Below are 10,559 nucleotides of genomic sequence, written 5' to 3'. Positions count from 1 at the left end.
TGCGTGATGCGGATCGCCGAATCGGTCTTGTTGACGTGCTGGCCGCCGGCGCCGGAAGCGCGGAAAGTGTCGACCTTCAGGTCGGCCGGGGAGATGGCGATGTCTTCGATCTCATCCATTTCCGGCAGTACCGCCACGGTTGCGGTGGAGGTGTGCACGCGGCCCTGTGATTCGGTCGCGGGCACGCGTTTTACGCAATGTACGCCCGATTCGAACTTGAGCCTTGAATAGGCACCCTTGCCTTCGATGCGCGCGATGATTTCCTTGTAGCCGCCGTGCTCGCCCGGGTTCTCGCTCAGCACTTCCACCTGCCAGCGCTGGCGCTCGGCATAGCGGGCGTACATGCGGAACAGGTCGCCGGCAAAGATGGCGGCTTCGTCGCCGCCCGAGCCGGCGCGTACTTCGAGGAACAGGTTGGCCTCGTCGCGCGGATCTTTCGGGATCAGCAGCAATTGCAGTTCGCCGTCGAGTTCGGCGAGGCGCGTTTCCAGGCGCGAGATGTCCTCGGTGGCCATGTCGCGCAGGTCGGGATCGTCGAGCATGGCGCGTGCGTCGGCGAGTTCATGCTCGGCGCTGGCCAATTCGCGCATGGCGCCGGCGACCGGCTGAAGTTGTGCGTATTCGCGCGACAGTTCGCGGAAGCGCGTGGTGTCGGCCAGTACGTCGGCCTGGCTGAGCAGCAGGGCGAGTTCTTCGTGGCGTTCGATGGTGGCTTCGAGTTTGCTGCGGATGGAAGGTGTCATGGTTGATGCAAAGATGCGGGAAGGAGAACAAACGAGAACGTGCGTCGCGCGGCAGCCAGCCGCACTCGCTATTCGTCGCTCGTTCCGACTTTGTCGTCTTCGCTCAGGCCATAAAGGCGGCCTGCGGCATGCAGCAGATCGTAGTCGCCACTGAGCGTGGCCTCGCGTAGCCGCGCGCTGGGGTGGTGCAGCAATTTGTTGGTCAGGGCGTTGGCCAGGAACGCCAACGCTTCTTCCGGCGATTTGCCGCGCTGGAGCATGGCACGTGCTTTGTCCAACACCTGGTCGCGATAGATTTCGGCATGCGCGCGCAGGTCGAGGGCGGGATTGCGCACGGTCAAGGCGCGGCGCCACGCCATGTAGCGTTCGACCTGCAGGTCGATGATCGCATCCGCCTCGCGGGCGGCGGTTTCGCGCGAACGACGGTTGTCGTCGATGACCTGGCGCAGATCGTCGATGCCATAGAGATAGACGTCCGGCAGCTCGCTGACCGCCGGCTCGATATCGCGCGGTACCGCAATGTCGACCATGAACATCGGTTTGCGCCGCCGCGCGGCGATGGCCTTTTCCACCATGGCGCGCGTCAACACGGGTTGCCGTGCGGCGGTGGAGGCGATCACGATGTCGGCCTCGGCCAAGTGCTGCGGCAGATCGTGCAGGGCGACGGCGTAGCCACCGTGGCGGCTGGCGAGTTCCTGTGCACTTTCCAGCGTGCGGTTGGCCACGATCAGCCGGCGTACCTGCTTGTCAGCCAAGTGGCGCACCGCCAGTTCGATCGTGTCGCCCGCGCCGATCAGCAGCACACATGCCTGGCGCAGATCCGTGAAAACACGCTCGGCCAGCCGCACGGCCGTGAAAGCCACCGACACCGTGTGCGCGCCGATGCGCGTATCGGTGCGCACGCGCTTGGCCACCGCGAAGGTGTGCTGCAGCAGGCGATCCATGGGTGTCTTCAGCGCATGCGCCTCGCGCGCTTGCTGATAGGCATCCTTGACCTGGCCAAGAATCTGCGGCTCGCCCAGCACCATGGAATCAAGGCCGGTGGCGACCCGAAACATATGCCTCACAGCCGCTTCGTCATCATGGCGATACAGGAACTCGTCAAGCTTGCCGGGAGTCAGACGATGATGCCGGCTCAGCCACTCCTGCGGCACGTTTTCCGCGCCGGCGGCGACGCTCACGTAAAGTTCGGTGCGGTTGCAGGTGGACAGGATCAGTGCTTCGTCAATGCCGGGTTCGTGCGCAAGTTCGCGCAAGGCGGCGCCGGCTGCATCCTCGTCGAATGCCACTTGCTCGCGCAGGCTGACCGGCGCGGTGAGGTGGTTGAGCCCGAGGGCGATCAGCTTCATGACGTAATGCGAATGGGAGCGACGGGCGTGGGCCGGCGTAGACTAGATGTGCTCGGATTCATGTGATGCCTGCGTGTGAACAGAACCGAGCATCCCTGAGTGCGCCAGAATGGCGAATTGGTTGGAGGAATAGTGTGCTGAGCGGAACGGTCGAGTTCAAGCAAGTGCGGCGCTTTGTAGCTGGAGGGTGGGTCGTGCTTGGGCTGGCCGGATGCGCGGCAGTGCCACAGCGGTCGAGTGCCCCTACGGCGGCGTCGACGCAGCCGTTGGCGCGGATGGTGGTGGCCACCCCGGACTCGGATCACGATTTGCTGGCCCAGTTGCTGGCCGGTGAATTGGCGTTGTCGAGCTCCGATCTCAAGGCCGCGTCGCAGTCGTATGACAAGGCGATGATGATCTCCAGCGACCCTGAGGTGGCCAGCAAGGCGGTCGCCCTGGCCATCGCCATCCATGATCAGGAAGCCGCCCAGCGCTCCATCGATCGCTGGCAGAAGCTTGGCGCGACGCCCGCCCAGCTGGCGCAGGCGCGGGCGCAGCTGGCGGTGGAGCAGGGCAAGACGGACGAGGCTCGCCGGCAGCTGACCTTGCTGATCACCAGCGGGGACAAGGACGCCTGGCGCATGTTCGGCCGCGTGCTGATCGGCAGCCGCGATCCGGCGCTTGCTGGGAGCCTGCTCGAGTCCCTGGCGACCCCCGATCGCCTGCCGGCGGATCCCAAGGCGTGGCTGGCGATGAGCGAGCTGGGCGAACAACTGAACCGGCACGCCTACGCGCAGCAGGTCGCCGACGGCGCCTTGAAGCGCTTCGGCACGGCGGAAACATACGCCTGGGCCGCGCAGCTGAAACTCAACAATGGCGATCGCACCGGCGGGCTCAACCTGTTGCGCCAGGCGCAGGTAAAGGATCCGAACAATGTCGGCCTGCGGCTTACCTATGCATCCTTGCTCGGGCAGAGCGGCCAGTACGCACAGGCGACGCAATTGCTCGAAAAAGGCCCACAGAACGCACAAACTTACGCACTGCGCGCCGCCCTGGCTGCGAACGAGAAGGACAACAAGACCCTGCGGCAGGTTTATACGCAGCTGTCGCAGGCGCCAGACAACGTACGCAACGCCAGCGCCTACCTGCTCGGCCAGCTAGCCGAAGTGCTGGGCCGCAAGGAAGAAGCCCTGAAGTGGTACGACCAGGTACCCGACGACGATGACCACGCTTTTGACTCTGACCTGCGCAGCGCAATCCTGCTGCAGGACCTGGGTCGCAGCGCGGAAGCACATCAGCAGCTGGCCGAAATGCAGACGGATTACCTCGATCAGCCGGCGCAGTTGCGCCGCGCGTACGAAGTGGATGCTGATCTTTATCTGCGCGAGAAGCGTTACGCCGAGGCGATCGACTCCTTTACCCATGCGCTGCAGGTAGCACCGGACGATCCGGACCTGCTGTATGGGCGCGGACTGGCGTATGCGGAGATCGGCAAGGTCGATCCGGCCGTGGCGGACTTCCATCGTCTACTGGAGCTCAAGCCGGGCGATGTCGACGCCAGCAATGCGCTAGGCTTCACGCTTGCCGATGCGGATCGCGACCTGCCGGAGGCGGAGCGGTTGATTGCCGCCGCACGCGCTGCCAAGCCGAACGATCCCTCCATCGCCGATTCATGGGGCTGGCTGCAGTACCGGCTTGGACATCTCGATCAGGCCGTCGCCGTGCTGCGCAGCGCGTGGCAGACCGGCAAGGACTCCGACGTGGGCGTGCATCTTGGCGAGGTGCTGTGGAAACAGGGCAATCGCAGCCAGGCGCAGCAAGTGTTCGACGAAGTGCGCCACGCCGACCCGCACAACGCCACCCTGCAACAAACCTTGAAGCGGCTGGAGCCATGAAATCATTTTTCCGTGTTTGGGCGGCGCTCGTGCCGCTGTTGCTGGCTGCGTGCGTCACAACACCGTCGCTGGTGCGCAACAAGGGCGATGCGACAGCCTTGGCGCGGCAGGAGGCCCGCGAACAACAACTGGCGAACGCCGATCACTGGGTTTTGCAGGGCAAATTGGGCATCTACAATGCCCAGGACGGCGGCAGCGGCACCTTTACCTGGACGCAGGATGGCGATCGCTACGAGTTCATCTTCCGTCTGCCGATTTCCGGCAAGAGCTATCGCCTGACCGGCGGTCCGGACGGCGCGGAACTGGATGGCGCAGAAGGCGGTCCGCAGCGTGGTCCGGATGCGGAAAGCCTGATGCGCCGCACGCTGCATTGGGAGGTTCCGCTCGACGAACTGCGCGCCTGGGTGCTCGGCCTGCGGGCGCAGGGCGCGCAGGCCGATCTGAGTTTTGGCAATGATCGGCTGCCCTCGGTATTGGTGCAGGACGGCTGGACCGTGAGCTACCCCGCCTGGGATATGACGCGCCAGCCACCGCTGCCGGCGAAGGTGTTTGCGGAAAAGGCACCGTACAAGGTGAGGCTGGCCATCGAATCATGGAGTCTGCAGTGACCGTTTCGCAGCAACCCGGCACTGAGCCGGTGTCATTTCATATCCAGCGCGCTACCGCTGCCCACGTCGACGTGATCTGTGACATCGAGCGCACCGCGGTGCAATTGTTCCGCGATCATCCGGCGTGGCGGTTCTATGCCCGCCTTTCCATTCCGAAAGACTTGCTGGCCGAGGAAATCCGGCGCGGCTTCGTGTGGGTGGCCGTGGACGAGGCGAGCGGCGAGGTGGTGGGTTTCGTGTGGCTCGATGTGGAGCTGCATGGCGACGTTGTCGGCATTGCCGAAATCGACGTGCTGCCGGCGTTTCATCGGCGCGGCATCGGTTCGGCGTTGCTCGAGCACGCGTGTGCATGGGCGCAGGAAAAAGGCTATCGCCGCATCGATCTGGGCACGTTGCCCGACGTGCCGTGGAATGCGCCGTTCTACGCCCGGCACGGCTTTGTGGTGGTGGATAAAAACGATCCCGCCTACGCCTATGCGCGCGAACGCGATCACGAGAATGGTTTTCCGGAGGCGCTGCGCGTGTTCATGTCGCGCACGCTTGCGGTCTGAGCGTACGCGCGCGATCAGCAATTTGAATTGACACGCATGGCGGTCCCCGCCACAATTTTCTTTCTTTGCTTCCCGGTCGCTACGCTGAGCCGGGGCAAATACCAACGAATACTGGGGCGTCGCCAAGCTGGTTAAGGCACGGGATTTTGATTCCCGCATGCGTAGGTTCGAATCCTACCGCCCCAGCCATTTTGCACAGGGGGGCATTCGACCCCTGCTTGCGCAGTCATAGGATGGATTGCATCACCTCGGGCACTTGTGTGCTCGACGTTTTTCAAGCTCCATTCGGACGTGTACCGGAGGGGCGGTTGGAAGGAGCGCGGAGTGCGCCTTTCAATCCAAGCTGACTCAATGGCCTGGTTCTGAGGAAACAACCGTGGATACGTCCAGTCCGATGCTGTTTACCGGCAATGCGCACCGTGCCCTGGCCGAGGATATCGCCCATCGCCTTGGCATCCCGCTGGGCAAGGCCCTGGTCGGCAAGTTCAGCGACGGCGAAGTGCAGATCGAGATCGAAGAGAACGTCCGCCGCCAGGAAGTGTTCGTGCTGCAGCCCACCGGCGCGCCGAGCGCGGAGAACCTGTTCGAGCTCCTGACCCTGGTCGATGCGCTCAAGCGCGCCTCGGCGGCCAGCGTCACCGCGGTCATCCCTTACTTTGGCTACGCCCGCCAGGATCGCCGCCCGCGTTCGGCGCGCGTGCCGATCACCGCCAAGCTGGTGGCTCGCCTGATCGGTACGGCCGGTGTCGATCGCGTGCTCACGGTCGACCTGCACGCCGACCAGATCCAAGGCTTCTTCGACGTGCCGGTGGACAACGTGTACGCCTCGCCGCTGCTGCTGGCCGACATCTGGCGCAGCTACAGCATGGATGATCTGATCGTGGTCAGCCCGGACGTAGGCGGTGTGGTGCGTGCCCGCGCCATCGCCAAGCGACTGGACGATGCGGACTTGGCCATCATCGACAAGCGCCGTCCCAAGGCCAACGTGGCCACCGTGATGAACATCATCGGCGACGTGGAGGGCAAGACCTGCGTGATGGTGGACGATATCGTCGACACCGCCGGCACACTGTGCGCCGCCGCGGCCGCGCTGAAGGAGCGCGGCGCGCGCAAGGTGGTCGCTTATTGCGTGCACCCGGTGCTGTCTGGTGCGGCGATTCGCAATATCGAAGGGTCGCAGTTGGATCAGCTGGTGGTGACCAACACCTTGCCGCTGCGCGAGGACGCCAGGAATTGCGCCAAGATTCGCCAGCTTTCGGTGGCGGAGCTGCTGGCCGAGACGATCCGTCGTATCGCCTTCGGCGAGTCGGTCAGCTCGCTGTACATCGACTAAGCCCCTTCTGGTCGCCCCGGCGAAAGCCAGGGTTCGGCGCCTCTGGCTGGCGGCGGCCCATGGGTAGCCGTGCCGTAATTTCTGTATACTTGTCCGCTTTTCCGCCCGCCTCAGCGGGCATTCCGGCTCTCCTGGTCGCGGGGGAGTCAATCCAGTCGCCGTGAGGCGGCTTTCCAACCCAAGGCAATACCAACATGGCCAAGACTCATGAAATCGTGGCGCAAGCGCGCAAAGACGAGGGGAAAGGTGCGAGCCGCCGCCTGCGTCGTGCGTCCTTCGTGCCCGCAGTGGTTTACGGTGCGGGTCAGCCCGCCGAGAGCATCCAGATCGAGCACAACACCATCCTGCTCGCCGCCCGCCACGAGTGGTTCTTCTCCTCGGTGCTCGACCTGAACGTCGACGGCAAGGTGCAGAAAGTGCTGGTGCGCGACTGGCAGAAGCACCCGTTCAAGCAGCAGATGCTGCACATGGACTTCCAGCGCATCAACGAGAACGAAGCGATCCGCGTGAATGTGCCGCTCCACTTCCTGAACCAGGAAAAGTCGCCGGCCGGCAAGACTGCTGGCGTGGTGATCTCGCACAACCTCAACGAAGTGCAGGTCTCGTGCCTGCCGAAGGATCTGCCGGAGTTCATCGAGCTCGACCTGTCCGATCTGAAGCCGGGCGACATCATCCATCTGTCGCAGCTCAAGCTGCCGACGAACGTGGAAATCCCGGAGCTTCACCTGGGGGTGGATCACGACGTGGCCGTCGTCACCGCCGTGACCGTGCAGGAAGAAGTCGACGCAGCGCCGGCCGCCGAAGGTGCCGAAGGCCAGCCGGCGGCAGAGGCTTCCAAGGAAACCAAGAAGTAATTCGCTTCTCCTCGGACTTGCCCCTCTCCCTTGGTGGGAGAGGGTAGGGATGAGGGGCCAACCGAGCGGCGAACTTTCGACCCATGGCAGGCCTACGACTCATCGTCGGACTGGGCAACCCCGGTACCGAATACCTCAGAACCCGGCACAACGCCGGGTTCTGGTTTGTTGACGCCTTGGCAGCAGGCCAGAGCGAGCGCTTCGGCTTCGACGGCAAGCTGCACGGCGAAACCTGCAAGCTGCGCATCGGTGGCGAGTCGGCATGGGTGCTCAAGCCCGCCACCTTCATGAACAAGAGCGGCATCGCCGTTGCGTCCGCGCTGCGCTATTACAAGATCGAACCCGAGGAATGCCTGGTCGCCCACGATGACCTGGATCTTCCTGCGGGGGCCGTACGCCTGAAGTTCGACGGCGGCCACGGTGGCCAGAACGGCTTGCGCGACATCATGGCTCATCTGGGGCATGGCAAATTCCACCGCCTGCGCCTAGGCATCGGGCACCCCGGCCATAAGGATCAGGTCACCTCCTGGGTGCTGGGCCGCCCCTCCGCCACTGATGAAGACGCGCTGCTGGATGGCATCGCTCGCGCGCTGAACGTGCTGCCGCTGGCGGTTGATGGGCAGCTCGACAAGGCGATGCAGCAGTTGCACACGCCGGCAAAGCGTTGAACGGCGCTTGCCGCTTACTATTTCCTTTTTCCAGCTTCCTATTTCGGATCGATAACCATGGGCATCAAATGCGGCATCGTCGGCCTGCCTAACGTCGGCAAATCCACCTTGTTCAATGCGCTGACCAAGGCGGGCATTGCTGCGGCCAACTTCCCGTTCTGTACCATCGAGCCGAACGTGGGCGTGGTGCCGGTACCTGATCCGCGCCTGCAGGCGCTGTCGGATATCGTCAATCCGCAGAAGATCATTCCCACTGCCGTGGAGTTCGTCGATATCGCCGGCCTGGTCGCGGGTGCCTCCAAAGGCGAAGGTCTCGGCAACAAATTCCTGGCACATATCCGCGAAGTGGATGCCATTGCGCATGTGGTGCGTTGCTTCGAGCACAGCGACATCATCCACGTGGCCGGCAAGGTCGATCCAATCGCCGATATCGAAACCATCGACACCGAACTGGCGCTGGCCGACCTGGATTCGGTCGAAAAGGCGCTCAATCGCGCCGAGCGCGCCGCCAAGGCCAATGACAAGGAGGCGCTGGCCAAGAAGCCCGTGTTGCAAAAGCTCGCCGCTGGCCTCAATGAGGGCAAGACGGCGCGCAGCCTTGGCCTGGACGACGAAGAAAAGGCGCTGGTGCGTGATCTGTTCCTACTCACGCTGAAGCCGCTGATGTATATCGCCAACGTGCGCGAGGATGGTTTCGAAAACAATCCGCACCTTGATGCCGTGCGTGCCCGTGCTGCGATGGAGGGCGCCGAAGTGGTGCCGGTATGCGCCGCCATTGAAGAAGAGCTTTCGCAACTGGATGATGCTGATCGCGATGAATTCCTGAAGGATCTCGGTTTGGAAGAGCCTGGCCTCAATCGAGTGATTCGCGCCGGCTACAAGCTGCTCAATCTGCAGACCTACTTCACCGCTGGCGTAAAGGAGGTGCGCGCATGGACCATCAAGCGTGGTTTCACGGCGCCGCAAGCCGCGGGTGTGATCCACACCGATTTCGAGCGTGGCTTCATTCGCGCGGAAACGGTGTCCTATGACGACTTCATTCACTACAAGGGCGAATCCGGAGCTGCGGCGGCAGGCAAGCTGCGCAAGGAAGGCAAGGAATACATCGTCAAGGATGGGGATGTGCTGCACTTCTTGTTCAACGTCTGAGATTTGAAGCCCCCCGCGTAGCGGGGCTTTTTTCATGCGAGCATGTAGCCAATGCATGGAGTAGATGCCCATGTCTCAGCAAGCATTGCGTATGCGCCTCGCACAACCGGCTGATGCCCGCGCCATCGGCGCACTGAGTCGTCGCGTCGTGCAGCGTTGGGTATTGCCTGATCAGCCACGCAAGGCGGGCCAGGCGTTACTTTCGCGCCTTTCGGCCACCATGCTGCGCCAGAGGATCATGGAAGGTCAGCGCTTCCATCTGGCTTATCTGGGCGAGGTGCTGGTGGGTGTTGCGGCGATGCGCGATGACAGTCATCTGCTGCACTTTTACGTCAGCACGCGCTATCAGGGGCGAGGTATTGCCCGGCGACTCTGGCGGCGAGCGTTGCAGGATGCGATCAGGCGCGCCGGCACACAACGCTTCACGCTCAATGCCACCCGTTGCGCCGTGCCGGTATACGTTCGGCTGGGATTCTGTGTGGAGGGTCCGGAGCGGCCTTCCCCCAGCGGCGTGATGACCACACCGATGAGCCTTCGGCTGCCGGCGCGACACGGCAAGCGGGCATAATGTGGCCTTCACGTCGGTGTACCGGTTGGAGATTCCATGTCAGGCCAGCAGCACGAAGTCACATTCCGTTTCCTTGCCCAGCCCACCGATGTGAACTTCGGCGGCAAGGTGCACGGCGGCATGGTGATGAAGTGGATCGATCAGGCTGGCTACGCTTGTGCTGTGGGTTGGAGCGGGGCTTATTGCGTCACCGCAGCGGTGAGTGGCATTCAGTTCGTCAAGCCGATCCTGATCGGCGATCTGGTCAGCGTCCGGGCCAAGTTGATCTACACCGGTACTTCCAGCATGCAGATGGCGGTGGATGTGCTGGCGCGTGATCTGCGTTCTGGCGAAGAGCGCCTGGCGACCAGTTGCGTGATGGTGTTTGTTGCCCTGGATAAGCCCGAGGGCAAGCCAACGCCTGTACCTCAGTGGATGCCGCGCGACGAGAATGAGCGCCGCTTGCAGGAGCAGGCAAGGCACTTGTTGGAGATATCCAAGAGCATGGCGCAATGGGTGGATACGGGCGGCGCGGGAAACGATTGAGGTCACGCGCTGGCTCCCTCGAAAAGTCACGAAAAATCGGCCGTTTCACTCGTCAAGGTGTTGACACACCAAGCCCCGATCCACACAATAGCCGTTCTTTGTTGGAGGGATACCCAAGCGGCCAACGGGGGCAGACTGTAAATCTGCTGGCTTACGCCTTCGGTGGTTCGAATCCACCTCCCTCCACCAGTCAATTGCCACGGGTCATCGTGGTCAGGCTGGAAGGTAGATCGCAAAAGCGGTTGAACGCGCCGATGTGGTCGAGAGATGAGTTCCGCACCGAGCGGGAGTAGTTCAATGGTAGAACCTCAGCCTTCCAAGCTGATGGTGCGGGTTC

At 63.0% G+C, this 10,559-nt stretch carries 11 protein-coding genes and 2 tRNA genes; 11 read left to right on the top strand and 2 right to left on the bottom strand.

Going from position 1 to position 10,559, the window contains the following annotated elements:
* On the bottom strand, positions 1-743 hold a 743-nt coding region (locus V7M64_RS21575), incomplete at its 3' end, for a PCRF domain-containing protein (RefSeq protein WP_333682163.1).
* A 68-nt stretch (positions 744-811) separates the two neighbouring features.
* The gene (gene hemA, locus V7M64_RS21570) at positions 812-2,092 is read right to left on the bottom strand and encodes a glutamyl-tRNA reductase (protein ID WP_333682161.1); all 1,281 of its coding nucleotides are present in this window, start codon (positions 2,090-2,092) and stop codon (positions 812-814) included.
* A gap of 65 nt (positions 2,093-2,157) precedes the next feature.
* Between hemA and V7M64_RS21565 the strand changes: the two genes are divergently transcribed.
* From V7M64_RS21565 to V7M64_RS21515, 11 genes are all read left to right on the top strand, one after another.
* Positions 2,158-3,966, top strand: a complete 1,809-nt coding sequence (locus V7M64_RS21565) for a tetratricopeptide repeat protein (RefSeq protein WP_333682160.1) — start codon at positions 2,158-2,160, stop codon at positions 3,964-3,966.
* Complete coding sequence (lolB, locus tag V7M64_RS21560; RefSeq protein WP_333682158.1) at positions 3,963-4,574, top strand: lipoprotein insertase outer membrane protein LolB; 612 nt, start codon at positions 3,963-3,965, stop codon at positions 4,572-4,574. The genes V7M64_RS21565 and lolB overlap by 4 nt, the downstream gene beginning before the upstream one ends.
* Positions 4,571-5,125: a GNAT family N-acetyltransferase gene (locus V7M64_RS21555; protein WP_333682156.1), complete on the top strand. Its 555-nt coding sequence runs from the start codon at positions 4,571-4,573 to the stop codon at positions 5,123-5,125. Before lolB ends, V7M64_RS21555 begins: the two co-directional genes overlap by 4 nt.
* Before the next feature lie 112 nt (positions 5,126-5,237).
* Positions 5,238-5,314 (top strand) — tRNA-Gln (locus V7M64_RS21550).
* A gap of 205 nt (positions 5,315-5,519) precedes the next feature.
* Positions 5,520-6,458: a ribose-phosphate diphosphokinase gene (locus V7M64_RS21545; RefSeq protein ID WP_333682164.1), complete on the top strand. Its 939-nt coding sequence runs from the start codon at positions 5,520-5,522 to the stop codon at positions 6,456-6,458.
* Positions 6,459-6,652: 194 nt separating this feature from the next.
* Positions 6,653-7,312 (top strand): 50S ribosomal protein L25/general stress protein Ctc, encoded by a 660-nt coding sequence (locus tag V7M64_RS21540; protein ID WP_333682154.1) that lies wholly within the window; start codon positions 6,653-6,655, stop codon positions 7,310-7,312.
* Between the two features lie 83 nt (positions 7,313-7,395).
* Entirely contained in the window at positions 7,396-7,980 is a 585-nt protein-coding gene (gene pth / locus V7M64_RS21535) for an aminoacyl-tRNA hydrolase (RefSeq protein WP_333682152.1), read from the top strand.
* A 57-nt stretch (positions 7,981-8,037) separates the two neighbouring features.
* Positions 8,038-9,129, top strand: a complete 1,092-nt coding sequence (ychF, locus tag V7M64_RS21530; RefSeq protein WP_333682151.1) for a redox-regulated ATPase YchF — start codon at positions 8,038-8,040, stop codon at positions 9,127-9,129.
* A gap of 70 nt (positions 9,130-9,199) precedes the next feature.
* Complete coding sequence (locus V7M64_RS21525) at positions 9,200-9,697, top strand: GNAT family N-acetyltransferase (RefSeq protein ID WP_333682150.1); 498 nt, start codon at positions 9,200-9,202, stop codon at positions 9,695-9,697.
* A 36-nt stretch (positions 9,698-9,733) separates the two neighbouring features.
* Positions 9,734-10,222, top strand: coding sequence for an acyl-CoA thioesterase (locus V7M64_RS21520; RefSeq protein WP_333682148.1), 489 nt, complete (start codon positions 9,734-9,736; stop codon positions 10,220-10,222).
* Positions 10,223-10,325: 103 nt separating this feature from the next.
* Positions 10,326-10,411, top strand: a tRNA-Tyr gene (locus V7M64_RS21515).
* The last annotated feature ends 148 nt before the right edge of the window (positions 10,412-10,559 follow it).

This window comes from Dyella sp., assembly GCF_036746095.1.
Taxonomy (GTDB): Bacteria; Pseudomonadota; Gammaproteobacteria; order Xanthomonadales; family Rhodanobacteraceae; genus Dyella_B.
This window is presented reverse-complemented; position numbering and strand designations above follow the sequence as displayed.

Coding starts and splice junctions, on each gene's coding strand:
- ychF (WP_333682151.1), top strand. CDS start 8,038: ATGGGCATCAAATGCGGCATCGTCGGCCTGCCTAACGTCGGCAAATCC.
- V7M64_RS21520 (WP_333682148.1), top strand. CDS start 9,734: ATGTCAGGCCAGCAGCACGAAGTCACATTCCGTTTCCTTGCCCAGCCC.
- V7M64_RS21545 (WP_333682164.1), top strand. CDS start 5,520: ATGCTGTTTACCGGCAATGCGCACCGTGCCCTGGCCGAGGATATCGCC.
- hemA (WP_333682161.1), bottom strand. CDS start 2,092: ATGAAGCTGATCGCCCTCGGGCTCAACCACCTCACCGCGCCGGTCAGC.
- lolB (WP_333682158.1), top strand. CDS start 3,963: ATGAAATCATTTTTCCGTGTTTGGGCGGCGCTCGTGCCGCTGTTGCTG.
- V7M64_RS21565 (WP_333682160.1), top strand. CDS start 2,158: ATGCCTGCGTGTGAACAGAACCGAGCATCCCTGAGTGCGCCAGAATGG.
- V7M64_RS21540 (WP_333682154.1), top strand. CDS start 6,653: ATGGCCAAGACTCATGAAATCGTGGCGCAAGCGCGCAAAGACGAGGGG.
- pth (WP_333682152.1), top strand. CDS start 7,396: ATGGCAGGCCTACGACTCATCGTCGGACTGGGCAACCCCGGTACCGAA.
- V7M64_RS21525 (WP_333682150.1), top strand. CDS start 9,200: ATGTCTCAGCAAGCATTGCGTATGCGCCTCGCACAACCGGCTGATGCC.